The organism is Rosenbergiella sp. YN46, from assembly GCF_036620675.1.
In the GTDB taxonomy this organism is placed as follows: Bacteria; Pseudomonadota; Gammaproteobacteria; order Enterobacterales; family Enterobacteriaceae; genus Jejubacter.
The window spans coordinates 45092-62835 of the sequence record NZ_JAZHEE010000006.1; the positions used below are offsets into that span (position 1 = coordinate 45092).

General features: G+C 56.0%; 14 protein-coding genes and 7 tRNA genes. 18 read left to right on the plus strand and 3 right to left on the minus strand.

The window, feature by feature from the left end; genetic code table 11:
- Positions 1-27 precede the first annotated feature (27 nt).
- From ybfE to fur, 3 genes are all read left to right on the plus strand, one after another.
- A complete protein-coding gene (gene ybfE, locus V3W49_RS07270; RefSeq protein WP_500144640.1) occupies positions 28-309 on the plus strand; it encodes a LexA regulated protein in 282 nt (93 codons plus the stop codon).
- A 150-nt stretch (positions 310-459) separates the two neighbouring features.
- A complete protein-coding gene (gene fldA / locus V3W49_RS07275) occupies positions 460-990 on the plus strand; it encodes a flavodoxin FldA (protein ID WP_138096422.1) in 531 nt (176 codons plus the stop codon).
- Between the two features lie 291 nt (positions 991-1281).
- Positions 1282-1734: a ferric iron uptake transcriptional regulator gene (gene fur / locus V3W49_RS07280; protein WP_500144641.1), complete on the plus strand. Its 453-nt coding sequence runs from the start codon at positions 1282-1284 to the stop codon at positions 1732-1734.
- Between the two features lie 108 nt (positions 1735-1842).
- Here fur and glnS read toward each other — a convergent pair whose 3' ends face one another.
- Together glnS and nagE are read right to left on the minus strand one after the other, a co-directional pair.
- Positions 1843-3510, minus strand: coding sequence for a glutamine--tRNA ligase (gene glnS, locus V3W49_RS07285; RefSeq protein WP_500144642.1), 1668 nt, complete (start codon positions 3508-3510; stop codon positions 1843-1845).
- 164 nt (positions 3511-3674) lie between these two features.
- The gene (nagE, locus tag V3W49_RS07290; protein WP_500144643.1) at positions 3675-5702 is read right to left on the minus strand and encodes an N-acetylglucosamine-specific PTS transporter subunit IIBC; all 2028 of its coding nucleotides are present in this window, start codon (positions 5700-5702) and stop codon (positions 3675-3677) included.
- A 340-nt stretch (positions 5703-6042) separates the two neighbouring features.
- On the opposite strand from nagE, the gene nagB reads away from it, so the two are divergent.
- The 12 genes from nagB (at position 6043) to V3W49_RS07350 (ending at position 13188) form a co-directional block, all read left to right on the plus strand.
- Positions 6043-6843 carry a glucosamine-6-phosphate deaminase gene (gene nagB, locus V3W49_RS07295; RefSeq protein WP_500144768.1) on the plus strand — a complete coding sequence of 267 codons (801 nt, stop codon included), beginning with the start codon at positions 6043-6045 and terminating at the stop codon, positions 6841-6843.
- Between the two features lie 24 nt (positions 6844-6867).
- Complete coding sequence (nagA, locus tag V3W49_RS07300; RefSeq protein WP_500144644.1) at positions 6868-8016, plus strand: N-acetylglucosamine-6-phosphate deacetylase; 1149 nt, start codon at positions 6868-6870, stop codon at positions 8014-8016.
- Between the two features lie 6 nt (positions 8017-8022).
- Entirely contained in the window at positions 8023-9243 is a 1221-nt protein-coding gene (nagC, locus tag V3W49_RS07305) for a DNA-binding transcriptional regulator NagC (protein WP_500144645.1), read from the plus strand.
- A gap of 106 nt (positions 9244-9349) precedes the next feature.
- Positions 9350-10102, plus strand: a complete 753-nt coding sequence (locus tag V3W49_RS07310; RefSeq protein ID WP_500144646.1) for an HAD-IIA family hydrolase — start codon at positions 9350-9352, stop codon at positions 10100-10102.
- A gap of 265 nt (positions 10103-10367) precedes the next feature.
- Complete coding sequence (gene asnB / locus V3W49_RS07315; protein ID WP_500144647.1) at positions 10368-12032, plus strand: asparagine synthase B; 1665 nt, start codon at positions 10368-10370, stop codon at positions 12030-12032.
- A gap of 254 nt (positions 12033-12286) precedes the next feature.
- Positions 12287-12363 (plus strand) — tRNA-Met (locus V3W49_RS07320).
- Positions 12364-12370: 7 nt separating this feature from the next.
- Positions 12371-12455, plus strand: a tRNA-Leu gene (locus tag V3W49_RS07325).
- Positions 12456-12474: 19 nt separating this feature from the next.
- A tRNA-Gln gene (locus V3W49_RS07330) sits at positions 12475-12549 on the plus strand.
- A gap of 140 nt (positions 12550-12689) precedes the next feature.
- Positions 12690-12764: transfer RNA gene (locus V3W49_RS07335), tRNA-Gln, on the plus strand.
- 34 nt (positions 12765-12798) lie between these two features.
- Positions 12799-12875: transfer RNA gene (locus tag V3W49_RS07340), tRNA-Met, on the plus strand.
- Positions 12876-12943: 68 nt separating this feature from the next.
- Positions 12944-13018 (plus strand) — tRNA-Gln (locus V3W49_RS07345).
- A 95-nt stretch (positions 13019-13113) separates the two neighbouring features.
- Positions 13114-13188 (plus strand) — tRNA-Gln (locus V3W49_RS07350).
- Positions 13189-13271: 83 nt separating this feature from the next.
- Here V3W49_RS07350 and ubiF read toward each other — a convergent pair.
- Positions 13272-14447, minus strand: a complete 1176-nt coding sequence (gene ubiF, locus V3W49_RS07355; RefSeq protein WP_500144649.1) for a 3-demethoxyubiquinol 3-hydroxylase — start codon at positions 14445-14447, stop codon at positions 13272-13274.
- A 149-nt stretch (positions 14448-14596) separates the two neighbouring features.
- On the opposite strand from ubiF, the gene miaB reads away from it, so the two are divergent.
- From miaB to ybeY, 3 genes are all read left to right on the plus strand, one after another.
- On the plus strand, positions 14597-16021 hold the full coding sequence (miaB, locus tag V3W49_RS07360) for a tRNA (N6-isopentenyl adenosine(37)-C2)-methylthiotransferase MiaB (RefSeq protein WP_500144650.1): 1425 nt from the start codon (positions 14597-14599) through the stop codon (positions 16019-16021).
- Between the two features lie 193 nt (positions 16022-16214).
- Positions 16215-17273 (plus strand): PhoH family protein, encoded by a 1059-nt coding sequence (locus tag V3W49_RS07365; RefSeq protein ID WP_500144651.1) that lies wholly within the window; start codon positions 16215-16217, stop codon positions 17271-17273.
- Entirely contained in the window at positions 17270-17737 is a 468-nt protein-coding gene (gene ybeY / locus V3W49_RS07370) for an rRNA maturation RNase YbeY (protein ID WP_500144652.1), read from the plus strand. Before V3W49_RS07365 ends, ybeY begins: the two co-directional genes overlap by 4 nt.
- Positions 17738-17744 lie beyond the last annotated feature (7 nt).

Below are 17744 nucleotides of genomic sequence, written 5' to 3' on the forward strand. Positions count from 1 at the left end.
CCTTTTCCCTGTCAGCAGCAGCAAATCATGGCAAAAGAACAAACGGACCGCACGACGCTCGATCTTTTTGCAAACGAGCGTCGACCGGGTCGACCCAAAACCAATCCGCTGTCGCGTGACGAGCAGCTGCGCATCAACAAGCGCAACCAGCTTAAACGCGATAAAGTCCGCGGCCTGAAACGCGTTGAGCTGAAGCTTAACGGCGAAGCCGTGGATGCGCTCAATGAGCTCGCCCATGCGCGCAACATCAGCCGCAGCGAGCTTATCGAAGAGATTCTGCTGAGCCAGCTCGCCCAGCTCCGGGGCTAAGACCGCCCTTACGCCGCCCGGCATGTTGCATACTGTGCACCCTGCGACGAATAGCGGTTTCCGCACTCGAAGGGCTTCTGCTATGATTGCCCTATCCGTGGGCATTACGCAGCCACCATACTTTTTTAGATTCAAGAGGTTACTTTACTCATGGCAATCGTAGGCATTTTTTTCGGCAGCGACACCGGCAACACCGAAAATATCGCGAAAATGATTCAGAAACAGCTCGGTAAAGAAGTTGCTGAGGTGCATGATATTGCTAAAAGCAGCAAAGAAGACCTGGAAGGCTTCGATATTCTGCTGCTTGGAATCCCGACCTGGTACTATGGTGAAGCGCAGTGCGACTGGGACGACTTCTTCCCCACGCTGGAAGAAGTCGACTTCAACGGTAAGCTGGTTGCGCTGTTTGGTTGCGGCGATCAGGAAGACTATGCGGAATACTTCTGCGACGCGTTGGGCACCATTCGCGACATTATCGAACCGAACGGCGCCACCATTGTGGGCCACTGGCCGACCGAAAGCTACCACTTCGAAGCGTCCAAGGGGCTGGCCGATGACGACCATTTCCTGGGCCTGGCTATCGACGAAGATCGTCAGCCGGAACTGACCAACGAGCGCGTTGAAAAATGGGTTAAGCAGATCTCCGAAGAGCTGCATCTTGATGAAATTATCAACGCCTGATAATAGCCTGCTGCGGCGCGATCTGCGCCGCATTAATAGATATAACCGATAGTAATAATTGATACAATTTTTTAACTTTGCCCCACTAAGTAGTACAATATGTCCGGTAAAATGGGCTCAGATGCCGCATCTGGCATAAATTTTCCCACTTTTTTATTCACATTTTTGCAGGTTGAACGCGGTTTTCATTTACCCTTCACGGCTCTATAATGAGACGCATTCATCTTTTTTTATGAATTCTATGCAGTGCTCCAGAGGAGCTAAGTCATTAAGCAACAGGACATATTCCGCATGACTGACAACAATACCGCATTAAAGAAGGCCGGCCTGAAAGTCACGCTTCCCCGGTTAAAGATCCTGGAAGTGTTACAGGAGCCTGAAAACCATCATGTCAGTGCGGAAGACTTGTACAAACGACTGATCGATATGGGGGAAGAAATTGGTCTGGCCACGGTTTACCGCGTGCTGAACCAGTTCGACGACGCAGGTATCGTCACCCGTCACAACTTTGAAGGCGGAAAATCCGTTTTTGAACTGACGCAGCAGCATCATCACGATCATCTTATTTGTCTGGACTGCGGCAAAGTGATTGAATTCAGCGATGATTCTATTGAAACACGGCAGCGTGAAATTGCCACCCGGCATAATATCCGCCTGACCAACCACAGCCTCTATCTGTATGGCCACTGCGCCGAAGGCGACTGTCGGGAAAGCGATGACGCCCATGAGGTCAGCAAGAAGTAATCACGTCCGGGCCAGCGTCAAAAAAACCGGAGAGCGCTCTCCGGTTTTTTATTGCCATAAAAAACCCCACCATCGTGGGGTTTTTTGTTTGTACCGACGATATCGCGCTTAGCCGCCAGTCTTCGCCCAGGTATCGCGCAGACCAACAGTGCGATTAAACACCGGTTTGTCGGCGCTGCTGGTCAGTCCGTCAAGACAGAAGTACCCTTCACGCTCGAACTGGTAAGCCTTTTCCGGCTGCGCCGCTTTCAGGCTCTGTTCGCCATAACCCTGCTTCACCACCAGCGACTCGGGATTAATGGTGGAAAGGAAGTCTTCCGCCGCGCCCGGGTTCGCCACGCTGAACAGGCGATCGTAGAGGCGAATTTCGATAGGCAGCGCATGGGCGGCGCTGACCCAGTGAATCACCCCTTTTACCTTGCGCCCATCGGCCGGATCTTTACTCAGCGTATCGGCATCGTAGCTGCAGCGGATCGCGGTGATATTTCCATCGGCGTCTTTTTCCACCTCTTCGGCTTTAATCACATAGGCGTTGCGCAAACGCACCTCTTTGCCCAGCACCAGGCGCTTATACTGCTTGTTCGCTTCTTCGCGGAAGTCGGCGCGATCGATCCAGATTTCGCCGCTGAAAGGCACCTCACGGCTGCCCATTTCCGGACGATTCGGGTGATTCGGCATAGTAACCATCTCGCTCTGCCCCTGCGGATAGTTAGTAATGATCAACTTAACCGGATCGATAACCGCCATCGCACGCGGCGCGTTCTCGTTGAGATCTTCGCGAATACAGGCTTCCAGCGACGCCATTTCAACGGTGTTGTCCTGTTTGGTAACGCCGATACGCTTACAGAATTCACGGATAGCCGCTGCGGTATAGCCACGACGGCGCAGGCCAGAAATGGTCGGCATGCGCGGATCGTTCCAGCCTTCAACGATCTTTTCGGTCACCAGCAGGTTAAGCTTACGCTTGGACATGATGGCGTATTCCAGGTTCAGGCGCGAAAATTCGTACTGGCGCGGATGAGCCGGGATAGTGATGTTGTCCAGCACCCAGTCATAAAGACGGCGGTTATCCTGGAATTCCAGGGTACACAGCGAGTGGGTGATTCCTTCCAGCGCATCGGAAATACAGTGGGTGAAATCATACATCGGGTAGATGCACCACTTGTTACCGGTCTGGTGATGTTCGGCAAACTTAATGCGATACAGTACCGGATCGCGCATCACCATAAACGGAGAAGCCATATCGATCTTCGCACGCAGGCAGGCGGTGCCTTCGGCAAACTCCCCGGCACGCATTTTTTCAAACAGCGCCAGATTCTCTTCCACCGTGCGATCGCGATATGGGCTGTTTTTACCCGGCTCAGTCAGGGTACCGCGGTACTCGCGAATCTGCTCCGGCGTCAGCTCATCAACATAGGCCAGGCCTTTGTTGATAAGCTCAATAGCGTAGTGGAACAGCTGGTCGAAATAGTCAGAAGAATAACGGACATCCCCCGCCCAGTGAAAACCCAGCCACTCGACATCCTGCTTAATGGAGTCCACATACTCGATATCTTCTTTAACCGGGTTAGTGTCGTCAAAGCGCAGATTACAGGTGCCCTGATAATCCTGAGCGATGCCGAAGTTCAGGCAGATGGATTTCGCATGGCCGATGTGCAGATAGCCGTTCGGCTCAGGAGGAAAACGCGTGCAAATGGTGGCGTGTTTACCGCAGGCCAGATCCTCATCGATAATCTGGCGAATAAAGTTAGTTGGGCGGGCTTCGGCCTCACTCATCTCTTAATACCTCAAAGCGTTTTTAACTCGGTTAACGTGGCATGATCTTACAAGCCGTCGCCGGAAACAACCTTTAGTTACAGAAATTAGCACAGCGTTGACGCGGGAATAAAAAAACGGCCGGGTTCATCGCCCGGCCGCTTCAGTGATACCGTCCGCAGACGCTATTTCTTCGCTTTAATCTCGTACAGCGGCGTCTCGCCAGCCACCAGGGCACCGGTCGCTTTCACCACCAGCCCGCTGTAGTCGTCGATGTTGCTGCAAACCACCGGGCTAATCATCGAGCGCGCATTGGCATTCAGGAAGTCGAGATCCATCTCCAGCACCGGCTGACCGGCGCGAACCGTCGCCCCTTCTTCCACCAGACGCTTAAAGCCTTTGCCTTCCAGCGCCACGGTATCGATCCCCATGTGCACCACAATTTCGGCACCGTCGTCGGTTTCCAGGCAGAATGCGTGGTTGGTGTTGAAGATTTTCACCACGGTACCCGCAGCCGGGGCAACCACCGTTTTTTCGCTGGGTTTGATAGCCACGCCGTCGCCTACCGCTTTGCTGGCGAAGGCTTCGTCCGGCACATCATCCAGCGCCACCAGTTCGCCGCTGACCGGCGCTACCAGGGTCACGACGGTCGGCTGATCGTTACGCACCGCCTGTGGCCTGGCCTGCGCTGCCGGCGCCGACTGTGCCGGGCCGGACTGAGCCGCCGCGACGTGCCCCGTGGTCTTCATGGCATTAGCTATCTTCTCGGCGACAAAGCCGACGATGATCTGCACGCTGGTCTTGTTCAGGCGAATCACGCCGCTGGCGCCAAGGCGCTTGGCCAGTGCGTCATCCACAACGGCAGAATCTTTCACCGACAGGCGCAGACGAGTGATACAGGCATCGATACCGGTCAGGTTATCGGAACCCCCTACCGCCGCGATGTACTGGCGAGCCAGTTCAGACACGTCCTGCTTTTCACCGCCGCTGATGTTAGTGTCCTGCCCATCGGCTTCGCTACCGGCCACGGCCAGCTCGCGCCCCGGGGTCATCAGGTTAAATTTGGTGATAGTGAAACGGAACACCAGATAGTAGATAACGAAGAACACCAGGCCCTGCGGAATCAGCATGTACCAGTGCGTGGCCAGCGGGTTACGCGAAGAGAGCACCATATCCACCAGACCGGCGCTGAAGCCAAAGCCGGCAATCCAGTGCATGCTGGCGGCGATGAAAACCGAGATACCGGTCAGCACGGCGTGAATCACGTACAGTACCGGCGCAACGAACATGAAGGAGAACTCCAGCGGCTCGGTGATGCCGGTAAAGAACGCGGCGAACGCGCCCGCCATCATGATACCCAGCACTTTTGCTTTATTTTCAGGACGCGCACACTGATAAATTGCCAGCGCCGCCCCGGGCAGACCGAACATCATGATCGGGAAGAAGCCCGCCTGATAGCGACCGGTGATCCCCACAACCGCTTTGCCCGCCTCGATAGACTGCGCCCCGCCCAGGAAGTTAGGAATATCGTTGATACCCGCCACATCGAACCAGAATACCGAGTTCAGCGCGTGGTGCAGACCAACCGGAATCAGCAGGCGGTTAAAGAAGGCGTAAACCCCGGCGCCGATGGAGCCCATCTTCTGAATATACTCGCCGAACTCCACCAGACCGCCGAAAATAACCGGCCAGACGTACATCAGTACGAAAGCAACGGCTATCATCACAAATGAGGTCAGGATCGGCACCAGACGGCGGCCGCTAAAGAACGACAGCGCCTTCGGCAACTCCACGCCGCTAAAGCGGTTATACAGCTCAGCGGAAATGATACCCACCAGGATCCCCACGAACTGGTTATTAATCTTCGCGAAAGCGGCAGGGACTTCCGCTTCCGGGATGCTCTGAATCATGGAAACCGCAGCCGGCGAGCAGAGCGTGGTCAGTACCAGAAAGCCGACAAAGCCGGTCAGCGCAGCCGCGCCGTCTTTATCTTTAGACATGCCGTATGCGACGCCGATGGCGAACAGCACCGACATGTTATCGATGATGGCGGAACCGGACTTAATAAAGAAGGCGGCGAGCGCGTTGTCGCCCCCCCAACCTACCGGGTCAATCCAGTAACCGACACCCATCAGGATGGCGGCGGCAGGCAAGGTCGCCACCGGTACCATCAAAGCGCGCCCTACGCGCTGTAAGTAGCCTAGAATACTCACTTTATTCCCCCTATAAGGCCCCGAGTGAAGCCTCGTAGCTCTTTTTTTATAGTGCGATTGCCCGTGTTGCAGGCGAATCCATACGGCAAAATCTCATGTCACGCCAGAGTGTGTGGAAATTTAATTCGTATCGCAAATTAAAAGCCCGTTTTTTGTGAATCAAATCACCAAATATTGCATCTAAAACACTCCCCTTCTGGCTATCTCACAAAACTTATTTTATCATCAAAAATATCAGGACGGATAAATGCCGCCGCGCGGAAAATCTACGTTAATCTTTACTTCAGTATAAGCGGCGATCCGGCCGGCACTCTTAACTTAACTTTCATAGAGGTGAATGATGAGACTGATTCCCCTGACTACGGCTCAACAGGTCGGTAAATGGGCAGCCCGCCATATTGTAAACCGTATTAACGCTTTTAACCCTACCGCGGATCGCCCTTTCGTTCTGGGCCTGCCTACCGGCGGCACGCCGCTGGAAGCCTACAAAGCGCTGGTGGAACTCTATAAAGCTGGCGAAGTCAGCTTCAAACACGTTGTGACCTTCAATATGGATGAGTACGTCGGGCTGCCGAAAGAGCACCCGGAAAGCTACCATAGCTTCATGCACCGTAATTTCTTTGACCACGTCGATATCCCGGCAGAAAATATCAACCTGCTGGACGGCAATGCGCCGGACGTTGACGAAGAGTGCCGCCGCTATGAAGAAAAGATCCGCGCCTACGGTAAAATTCATCTGTTTATGGGCGGCGTGGGCAACGACGGGCATATCGCTTTTAACGAACCGGCCTCTTCGCTGGCTTCCCGCACCCGCATCAAAACTCTGACCCACGATACCCGGGTCGCCAACTCCCGCTTCTTTGGCGGCGACGTCAATCAGGTGCCTAAATATGCCCTGACCGTCGGCGTAGGCACTCTGCTGGATGCCGAAGAGGTGATGATTCTGGTGCTGGGTCACGTCAAGGCGCAGGCGCTTCAGGCTGCCGTCGAAGGCAACGTCAACCATATGTGGACCATCAGCTGCCTGCAGCTGCATCCGAAAGCGGTTATCGTCTGCGACGAACCTTCCACGATGGAGCTGAAGGTGAAAACCCTGAAGTACTTCAACGAGCTGGAAGCTGAAAGCATTAAAGGTCTTTAAGTCATATCTATTCCGGGGGTAACTATGTATGCATTAACCCATGGCCGTATCTATACCGGTCACGACGTTCTGGACGACCATGCGATCATCATCGCAGACGGTCTGATTGACCGCATCTGCCCAATGGCAGAGCTGCCGCAGGATATCGCCACACGCGATATGGGTGGTGCCGTTATCGCCCCGGGATTTATTGACGTTCAGCTAAACGGCTGCGGCGGCGTCATGTTTAACGACACCGCCGACGCTGTCAGCGTGGAAACCCTGGAAATTATGCAGAAGGCCAACGAGCGCTCCGGCTGTACCAGCTTCCTGCCAACGCTTATCACCTCCAGCGATGAGTTAATGATGCAGGCGGTTAGCGTGATGCGCGAATACCTGGGCAAGCATCAGAACCAGGCTCTGGGCCTGCATCTGGAAGGGCCATGGCTGAGTCTGGTGAAGAAAGGGACCCACAACCCTGAGTATATCCGTAAGCCCGATCCCAGCCTGGTGAACTTCCTGTGTCAGAACGCCGACGTCATTACCAAAATCACCCTTGCGCCGGAAGAGGTCGATCCGGCCGTGATTCGCCAACTGGTGGATGCCGGTATCCGCGTTTCCGCCGGTCACTCTAACGCCACCTGGCAGGAAGCGAAGCGCGGCTTCCGCGCCGGAATTAGTTTCGCTACCCATCTGTACAACGCTATGCCATATATTACCGGCCGCGAGCCGGGCCTGACCGGCGCCATTTTCGACGACCCGGATCTGTACTGCGGCATTATCGCCGACGGACTGCACGTCAGTTACGCCAACGTGCGCACCGCAAAAAAACTCAAAGGCGAAAAGCTGTGCCTGGTGACCGATGCCACCGCTGCGGCAGGTTCCGATATTGACCAGTTCATTTTTGCTGGTAAAACAATATACTACCGGAATGGACTCTGTGTGGATGAGAACGGAACCCTGAGCGGCTCGGCGCTGACCATGATCGAAGGGGTGCGTAATCTGGTGGAGCATGTCAACATCGCGCTGGACGAAGCTCTGCGCATGGCAACGCTCTACCCTGCCCGGGCCATGGGCGTAGCGGAGCGTCTGGGCACCCTGGAATCAGGTAAGGTGGCAAACCTGACGGTGTTCAGCCGCGATTTTAATATCATTAAGACCATCGTTAACGGAGACGAGGTCGCAATCGGATAAACAGGTATGACGACTGGCGGACAAGCGCAAATAGGTAATGTTGATCTGGTCAAACAGCTTAACGGAGCGGCGGTCTATCGCCTGATCGATCAACAGGGGCCGATATCGCGCATTCAGATTGCCGAATTAAGCCAGCTTGCCCCCGCCAGCGTCACCAAAATCACCCGCCAGCTGATCGAACGCGGTTTAATTAAAGAGGTCGATCAGCAGGCGTCTACCGGCGGTCGTCGGGCTATCTCCATTGTCACCGAAACTCGCGGCTTTCAGGCTATTGGCGTGCGTCTTGGCCGTTATGACGCCACTCTTACCCTCTTCGACCTCAGCGCCCGGGCGCTGGAAGAGCGCCACTATCCGCTGCCGGAACGGCGTCAGGATGCGCTTGAAGCCGCCCTGCTGGCGGCAATTGAAGATTTTATCGACCACTGTCAGCGCAAGATTCGCGAACTGATCGCGATTTCAGTGATTCTGCCAGGCCTGGTGGATCCCGAAAGCGGTGTGGTGCGCTATATGCCCCATATCGAAGTCGATAACTGGTCGCTGGTGGAAACGCTGGAACGCCGCTTTGGCTTCGCCTGCTTTGTGGGCCACGATATCCGCAGTCTGGCGCTGGCGGAACACTATTTCGGCGCCACCCAGGACTGCGAAGATTCTATTCTGGTGCGCGTCCACCGCGGTACCGGCGCCGGTATCCTTTCCGGCGGCCAGATCTTTATTGGCCGCAACGGCAACGTCGGGGAAATCGGCCATATTCAGGTCGATCCGCTGGGAGAACGCTGCCACTGCGGCAACTTCGGCTGTCTGGAAACCATCGCCGCTAACGCGGCCATTGAACATCGGGTGCGCCAGCTGCTCTCTCAGGGGTATCAGAGCCGCCTGACCCCGGACAAGTGCCGGATCCAGGATATCTGCCGGGCCGCCAACCAGGGCGATCGGCTGGCCTGCGAAGTCCTGGAGCAGGTCGGGCGCCATCTGGGAAAAGCCATCGCCATCGCCATCAACCTGTTTAACCCCCAAAAAGTGGTGATCGCCGGCGAGGTGATGGCAGCGGAAAAGATCCTGCTGCCCGCCATTGAACGCTGCGTCAATACTCAGGCGCTGGAAGCTTTCCGCCGCAACCTGCCGGTGGTTCGTTCCCATCTGGATGACCGTTCGGCCATCGGCGCCTTCGCCCTGGTAAAGCGCGCTATGCTTAACGGAGCGCTCCTGCAGCGACTGCTGGAAGAGTAATTCCGGACCATAACGGCGGCGCGGGATTTTACTTCCGAATGACGCCGCCGCTGGTTACCATAGCGATTCAGGCCCAGGCCATCTTCCGTAAACCATCCGACTGACTATGACGATAAAAAATGTAATTTGCGATATCGACGGCGTGCTGATGCACGATAACGTCGCCGTTCCTGGCGCCGCGCAGTTTCTGTCCGGCCTGCTGGAGCGAGAAATTCCGGTAGTGCTGCTCACTAACTACCCTTCCCAGACCGGCCAGGATCTCGCCAACCGTTTTGCCTCTGCGGGCGTGGATGTACCGGACAGCCTGTTTTATACCTCCGCCATGGCCACCGCGGATTTCCTGCGCCGCCAGGAGGGGAAAAAGGCCTATGTGGTGGGCGAAGGCGCGCTGATCCACGAGCTGTATAAAGCCGGTTTTACCATTACCGATATCAACCCCGATTTCGTCATCGTCGGCGAAACCCGCTCCTACAACTGGGAGATGATGCATAAGGCAGCCTGGTTTGTCGCTAACGGCGCCCGTTTTATCGCGACGAATCCGGATACCCACGGCCATGGCATGGTACCGGCCTGTGGCGCGCTGTGCGCCGGTATCGAGAAGATCTCCGGACGTAAACCTTTTTATGTCGGTAAGCCCAGCCCGTGGATTATCCGCGCCGCCCTGAACAAGATGCAGGCCCACTCCGAAGATACGGTGATCGTCGGTGATAACCTGCGTACCGATATTCTGGCCGGTTTTCAGGCGGGTCTGCAGACCATTCTGGTACTCTCCGGCGTTTCCGCCCTGAACGATATCGACGATATGCCGTTTCGTCCCACCTGGATTTACCCCTCCGTCGCCGAGATCGACGTTATCTGATCGACGATGCGCCTTAACCGGCGCGTCGCCTCATTCAATAAAAAAGCCAAAAAATTGCCGATTCACTAATAATGGCGTGCAAAAGATAGCCATTTTTTACCATTCAGCAACTGCCATTGTTTTTTTCATTATCCGGCCAGTAATTTGCTTGCCAGGGGGCCGTATTCTGGGGCATTGTCCTTACCATGACAGGCAGCAACAGCGGCAATAAAACAACGCGACCGCTACTCGCTTTAGCGCAACAGCATCTGTGACGGAGAAGGTTATGTGTTCGATTTTCGGTATTCTGGATATTAAAACTGACGCAGGCGAACTGCGTAAAAAGGCGCTGGAGATGTCGCGACTGATGCGCCATCGCGGCCCCGACTGGTCCGGCGTTTATGCCAGTGACCGCGCCATTCTCGCTCATGAACGCCTCTCCATCGTCGACGTTAACGCCGGCGCCCAGCCGCTGTACAACGAAAGCAAAACCCACGCGCTGGCGGTTAACGGCGAAATTTACAACCACCAGGCCCTGCGCGCCGAATACGGCGACAGCTACGCGTTTCAGACCGGTTCCGACTGCGAAGTCATCCTGGCGCTGTATCAGGAAAAAGGCCCGGCCTTCCTTGACGATTTGCAGGGCATGTTCGCCTTCGCTCTCTACGACAGCGAGCAGGACGCATATCTGATTGGCCGCGACCATATCGGCATTATCCCTCTTTATATGGGGCATGATGAACATGGCAACCTGTACGTCGCATCGGAAATGAAGGCGCTGGTGCCGGTATGCCGCACCATTAAGGAGTTTCCGGCAGGCAGCTACCTGTGGAGCAAAGACGGCGAAATCCGCCGCTACTACCAGCGCGACTGGTTCGAGTTCGATGCGGTTAAAGACAACGTGACCGATAAAAACGCCCTGCGCCAGGCGCTGGAAGAGTCGGTGAAAAGCCACCTGATGTCCGATGTGCCTTACGGCGTGTTACTGTCCGGCGGTCTCGACTCGTCGATTATCTCAGCGGTCACTAAGAAATTCGCCGCCCGCCGGGTAGAAGATCAGGAGCGCAGCGAGGCCTGGTGGCCGCAGCTTCACTCCTTCGCGGTGGGCCTGGAGGGCTCTCCGGATCTGAAAGCGGCTCAGGAAGTGGCTAACCACCTCGGCACCGTGCACCACGAAATCCACTTTACGGTACAGGAAGGACTGGACGCGATCCGCGACGTTATCTACCACATCGAAACCTACGATGTGACCACCATTCGCGCCTCCACGCCTATGTATCTGATGTCCCGAAAGATAAAAGCAATGGGGATTAAAATGGTGCTGTCGGGCGAGGGTTCCGATGAAGTGTTCGGCGGTTACCTCTATTTCCACAAGGCGCCGAACGAGCGCGAATTCCATGAAGAGACGGTGCGCAAGCTACTGGCGCTGCATATGTTCGACTGCGCCCGCGCCAACAAGGCGATGTCCGCCTGGGGCGTTGAGGCCCGCGTTCCCTTCCTGGACAAGAAGTTCCTGGATGTGGCGATGCGCCTTAACCCGCGCGATAAAATGTGCGGCAACGGCAAAATGGAAAAGCATATCCTGCGCGAATGCTTTGAGTCTTATCTGCCGGCGAGCGTCGCCTGGCGTCAGAAAGAGCAGTTCTCAGACGGCGTGGGCTATAGCTGGATAGACACTCTGAAAGAGGTCGCGGCTCAGCAGGTCAGCGACCAGCAAATGGAAACCGCCCATTTCCGCTTCCCGTACAACACGCCGGGCTCCAAAGAAGGCTACCTGTATCGGGAGATCTTCGAAGAGCTGTTCCCGCTGCCCAGCGCAGCCGAATGCGTGCCTGGCGGCCCGTCGGTAGCCTGCTCTTCGGCCAAAGCCATTGAATGGGACGAGACCTTTAAGACCATGAACGATCCATCCGGCCGCGCGGTGGGGGTTCACCAGGACGCCTACAAGTAACGCCGACGCCAAACAGCGAATAAAGCGGGCCATATGAGCCCGCTTTTTTGATGATGCTCGCTGGACAGATTGCCCCAAACATCATCAGGATAAGTGGAGAAATAGCCATTTTTTGCCGATTATTAAAGCAAGCTGTTCATAAGCCAGTCAAACGGAACACCAGAGCCGCTTTTCGACAAAAAAGGTGTTGACGCCCTTCGGCCCAATACGCATAATGCGCCCCGCAACGCCGATAAGGTAACGCGAAAAAAGAGGGCTACGTAGCTCAGTTGGTTAGAGCACATCACTCATAATGATGGGGTCACAGGTTCGAATCCCGTCGTAGCCACCATCTTTTTGCGGGAGTGGCGAAATTGGTAGACGCACCAGATTTAGGTTCTGGCGCCGCAAGGTGTGCGAGTTCAAGTCTCGCCTCCCGCACCATTTTCCAGCGTTGTCCGGATGGGGTATCGCCAAGCGGTAAGGCACCGGTTTTTGATACCGGCATTCCCTGGTTCGAATCCAGGTACCCCAGCCATTTTTTTGTGATAAACGCAGCTGTTTTGCGGTTATCCGGTACAGATTAATGCAAGGCATTATTGAAGTGTCGCCAGGCTGAAAGCAGTCGTTTTGCTTTCAACATAAGGCGCTAACTATTTTATGCCAAAAAGACACTATTGGGGTGTCGCCAAGCGGTAAGGCACTGGATTCTGATTCCAGCATTCCGGGGTTCGAATCCCTGCACCCCAGCCAATTTTCTTTTAAGTTGGTCTGCGCTAAAATCTATGGCTACGTAGCTCAGTTGGTTAGAGCACATCACTCATAATGATGGGGTCACAGGTTCGAATCCCGTCGTAGCCACCATATTCCAGAGCTATCACCAGGCTGTAAGTCACCCGCTTTGATTACGGCACGGCGGTAACAAAAAGAATTGGGGTATCGCCAAGCGGTAAGGCACCGGATTCTGATTCCGGCATTCCGAGGTTCGAATCCTCGTACCCCAGCCAAATTTTAGAAAGGCACTAGCGGGTATCGCCCGGCTGTAAGCAGTGGATCTGATTTCAGCATAAGGCGCTAACCGTGGTGTGAAAAAAGACACTATTGGGGTGTCGCCAAGCGGTAAGGCACTGGATTCTGATTCCAGCATTCCGGGGTTCGAATCCCTGCACCCCAGCCATAAAATGAGAAGCCCGCGCAAGCGGGCTTTTTTATATCTGCCTTGCGGAAAGCTCAAAAAAACCCGCCCGGGCGGGTTTTCCGTTACAGCCCCAGAGCGTATTTCAGCGCCTGTCGTTTGGCCGGGCCGGCGCGGTCGGCCGCCATCAGGCCCAGATTACGTATCACCCGCAATGGGCCAAGGTTATTGCTGAATCCGGCATAAAACAGATCCATACCGCTCTGCATCGCAAGGTTATCGATGCGCCTGCGATTCTGATAGCGTTTTAGCACGTCGTAATCGCTCCAGGCTTCACCGCGCTCCCGGGCATTGCCCAGCACTTCCAGCAACGCTTCGGCGTCGCGATAGCCCAGGTTAACCCCCTGCCCCGCCAGCGGATGAATGGTATGGGCCGCATCCCCCACCAGCGCCACACCGGTCTGAACGTATCTGAGCGCGTGGCGGCGCACCAACGGGAAGCTACCGCAGGCGTGCGGCGTCACCTCGCCGAGCCGGCCCGGAAACGCCTGGTGGATTTCCCGGGCAAGCTGCGGCAGCGTCATCGCCTGTAGCTGGCGAATTCGCGCCGGCGAGTCGTACCACACCAGCGATGCCCAGTCGTCAAACAGCGGAAGAAAAGCGTGCGGGCCATCCGGAGTAAAATGCTGCCAGGTACAATCCCCCGGCGGCTGTTCGCAGCGGGCAGTAATCAGCATACAGGACTGGGGATACTGCCAGCCCTGTACGCCTATTCCGCTCCATTCGCGAACCCGGGAGCGGGCGCCGTCGGCGCCAATCACCAGTTGCGCCTGCAGCTCACGTCCGTCATCAAAATACAGGCGGCTCACGCTTTGCTCGCGCTTTATGCCGCTCAGCCGGGCAGGACAGATAAACTGTACGTCGCTGCGAGCCTGCAATCCCTGCCACAGCGCCAGTTGCAGCACCCGGTTTTCCACCATATAGCCCAGCTCCGGCAGCTTCAGCTCCGCGGCGTCGAAGGTCACATGGGCGTTATCCCATTCCCAGGTTTCCAGACGCCGGTAGGGGTGACAACGCATCGCCATCACCGCGCGCCAGACCCCCAGCGCCTTCAGTAACCGCACCGAGGCGCAGCTAATCGCCGAAATTCGCACGTCAGGCGCGTCAGTTGCATCGAAGGGAGCTGGCGCTTCGTGTTCCACCAGCGTAACGGAAAATCCGCGCTGCGCCAGCCCCAGAGCGACCGCGGCACCCACCATGCCGCCGCCGACAACGGCGACCTCAGTTGGTTGAATTGTCATCGTCATATATCCTTAAACCACGAATCCCTCAAGTCTACCTGATTTTTGGGTAGCGCGCGGCAGGCTCGCTCCACTGGTCACGAAGGCGTCAAAGCATTACAATACGCGCCCTGCATTTCCGGCATTAACTGAAGCAATATGGCAAGCCAATGACAAAAAAACTGCATATCAAAACCTGGGGCTGTCAGATGAACGAATACGATTCATCTAAGATGGCCTCCCTGCTGAACTCCACCCACGGCTTTACGCTGACCGACGTGGCGGAAGAGGCGGATGTTCTGCTGCTGAATACCTGCTCGATCCGCGAAAAGGCACAGGAGAAGGTTTTCCATCAGTTAGGTCGCTGGAAAACATTAAAGGAAAAGAATCCCGATCTGATTATCGGCGTCGGCGGCTGCGTGGCCTCGCAGGAAGGCGAGCATATCCGCGGCCGCGCCCACTATGTGGACATTATCTTCGGGCCCCAGACCCTGCACCGCCTGCCGGAAATGATCAACCGGGTTTCCGGCGATCGTAATCCGGTGGTGGATATCAGCTTCCCGGAGATCGAGAAATTCGACCGCCTGCCGGAGCCGCGCGCCGAAGGGCCGACCGCTTTCGTTTCCATCATGGAAGGCTGCAATAAGTACTGCACCTACTGCGTGGTGCCCTACACCCGAGGCGAAGAGGTCAGTCGCCCTTGCGATGATATCCTGTTCGAAATCGCCCAGCTGGCGGCACAGGGCGTGCGTGAAGTGAACCTGCTCGGCCAGAACGTCAATGCTTATCGCGGGGCCACTTTCGATGATGGCGTATGTACCTTCGCCGAACTGCTGCGTCTGGTGGCGGCCATTGACGGGATCGATCGCATCCGCTTTACTACCAGCCACCCGATTGAGTTCACCGATGACATTATCGAAGTCTATCGCGATACCCCTGAGCTGGTGAGCTTCCTGCATCTGCCGGTGCAAAGCGGCGCCGACCGGGTGCTGAATATGATGGGTCGTACCCACACCGCGCTGGAATATAAGGCGATTATCCGCAAGCTGCGCGCCGCGCGCCCGGATATCCAGATAAGTTCCGATTTTATCGTCGGCTTCCCGGGCGAGACGGCCCAGGACTTCGAACAGACCATGAAGCTGATTGCCGATGTCAATTTCGATATGAGCTTTAGCTTTATCTTCTCTGCCCGCCCGGGCACCCCCGCTGCCGATATGGTGGACGACGTGCCGGAAGAAGAGAAAAAACAGCGCCTTTATATCCTGCAGGAGCGCATCAACCAGCAGGCCATGGCCTGGAGCCGCCGTATGCTCGGCACGGTTCAGCGTATTCTGGTGGAAGGCACCTCGCGTAAAAACATCATGGAGCTGTCCGGACGCACCGAAAATAACCGCGTGGTTAACTTCGAAGGCACTCCGGAGATGATTGGCAAATTCGTTGATGTGGAAATCACCGACGTTTTCCCCAACTCCCTGCGCGGCAAAGTGGTTCGCACCGAAGAAGAGATGGGGCTGAGGGTGGTGGAATCACCGGAATCGGTCATAGCCCGCACCCGTAAAGAGGATGAGCTCGGCGTGGGTACTTACCAGCCTTAATCCCCTTCGCTGCCGCAGCGTGCGATACCGCTTCGGCAGCATTCTCACTACCAGCCCTTGCATTCTGACCCCGTCACCCAAATATCATTTTCGGTGCTTGCGCCATGACTTTTCGCCGTGAATAATTCCGGTATAGCCTGACGTCAGGCATGTATTTACCCTAACCGGCCCTGAGCGTCGTAAGAGGAAAAGCTTGAATATCGAAACACGTGACATCACGCTGGAGCCGGCGGACAACACCCGCCTGCAGAGCCTGTGTGGCCCCTTTGATGACAATATTAAACAGCTGGAGCGTCGGCTGGGCATTGAGATCAACCGCCGCGACAATCACTTCAAACTGACCGGACGCGCGCTGTGCGTCAACGCCGCCGCCGATATTCTGCGCCATCTGTATGTTGATACCGCCCCCATGCGCGGCCAGATTCAGGATATCGACCCCGAACAGATCCACCTGGCGATTAAAGAATTCCGGGTACTGGAGCAGGCTGCGGAAAGCGTGCCGGAATACGGCAAAGCGGTCAATATCAAGACCAAACGCGGCGTGATCAAACCACGTACGCCGAACCAGGCGCAGTACATCGCTAATATTCTGGATCATGATATTACTTTCGGCATCGGCCCCGCCGGTACCGGTAAAACCTATCTGGCGGTCGCCGCCGCCGTGGATGCCCTGGAGCGCCAGGAGATCCGCCGTATTCTGCTGACCCGTCCGGCGGTAGAAGCGGGTGAAAAGCTGGGCTTCCTGCCAGGCGACCTGAGCCAGAAGGTAGACCCTTATCTGCGCCCGCTGTACGACGCCCTGTTTGAGATGCTGGGCTTCGAAAAGGTAGAAAAACTGATTGAGCGCAACGTGATTGAAGTCGCCCCCCTGGCCTATATGCGCGGGCGTACCCTGAACGACGCTTTTATCATCCTTGATGAGAGCCAGAACACCACCATCGAACAGATGAAGATGTTTCTGACCCGTATCGGCTTTAATTCCAAAGCGGTTATTACCGGCGACGTAACGCAGATAGACCTGCCGCGCAACACCAAATCGGGTCTGCGTCACGCCGTCGAAGTTCTGTCGGAGGTTGAAGAAATCAGCTTTAACTTCTTCCACAGCGAAGACGTGGTGCGCCATCCGGTGGTCGCCCGTATCGTTAACGCCTATGAGGCCTGGGATGAAGCTGAACAAAAGCGCAAGGCCGCCCTGGCTGCCGAACGCAAACGTGAAGCCCAGGAAGCAAACGGCTCCCGGGAGAACTCATGAACCAGGTTATTCTCGATCTCCAGGTCGCCTGCGAAGAGACCACCGGACTGCCCACGGAGCAGCAGATTCAGCGCTGGCTCGACGCCGCCATTTTGCCCGCCCAACCTGAAGCCGAAGTGACGGTTCGGCTGGTGGATGAAGCGGAAAGCCACGAGCTTAATCTGACGTACCGCGGTAAGGATAAGTCCACCAACGTGCTCTCCTTCCCCTTCGAGGCGCCTCCCGGCATCGAACTGCCGCTGCTGGGCGATCTGGTGATTTGCCGCCAGGTAGTCGAACGCGAAGCGCAGGAACAGTCGGTAACGCCAGAGGCTCATTGGGCCCATATGGTAGTGCACGGCAGCCTGCACCTGCTGGGCTACGACCATATCGAAGATGATGAAGCCGAAGAGATGGAGTCTCTGGAGACAGAGATAATGCTTGCCCTCGGCTACGGCGATCCGTACATTTCCGAGAAAGAATAGTTCCATT

Excerpts from the sequence above, each read along its gene's own strand:
- ubiF (WP_500144649.1), bottom strand. The coding sequence starts at position 14,447 with ATGACAATTCAACCAACTGAGGTCGCCGTTGTCGGCGGCGGCATGGTG.
- glnS (WP_500144642.1), bottom strand. The coding sequence starts at position 3,510 with ATGAGTGAGGCCGAAGCCCGCCCAACTAACTTTATTCGCCAGATTATC.
- ybeY (WP_500144652.1), top strand. The coding sequence starts at position 17,270 with ATGAACCAGGTTATTCTCGATCTCCAGGTCGCCTGCGAAGAGACCACC.
- asnB (WP_500144647.1), top strand. The coding sequence starts at position 10,368 with ATGTGTTCGATTTTCGGTATTCTGGATATTAAAACTGACGCAGGCGAA.
- fldA (WP_138096422.1), top strand. The coding sequence starts at position 460 with ATGGCAATCGTAGGCATTTTTTTCGGCAGCGACACCGGCAACACCGAA.
- V3W49_RS07310 (WP_500144646.1), top strand. The coding sequence starts at position 9,350 with ATGACGATAAAAAATGTAATTTGCGATATCGACGGCGTGCTGATGCAC.
- nagC (WP_500144645.1), top strand. The coding sequence starts at position 8,023 with ATGACGACTGGCGGACAAGCGCAAATAGGTAATGTTGATCTGGTCAAA.
- ybfE (WP_500144640.1), top strand. The coding sequence starts at position 28 with ATGGCAAAAGAACAAACGGACCGCACGACGCTCGATCTTTTTGCAAAC.
- nagA (WP_500144644.1), top strand. The coding sequence starts at position 6,868 with ATGTATGCATTAACCCATGGCCGTATCTATACCGGTCACGACGTTCTG.
- nagB (WP_500144768.1), top strand. The coding sequence starts at position 6,043 with ATGAGACTGATTCCCCTGACTACGGCTCAACAGGTCGGTAAATGGGCA.
- miaB (WP_500144650.1), top strand. The coding sequence starts at position 14,597 with ATGACAAAAAAACTGCATATCAAAACCTGGGGCTGTCAGATGAACGAA.
- fur (WP_500144641.1), top strand. The coding sequence starts at position 1,282 with ATGACTGACAACAATACCGCATTAAAGAAGGCCGGCCTGAAAGTCACG.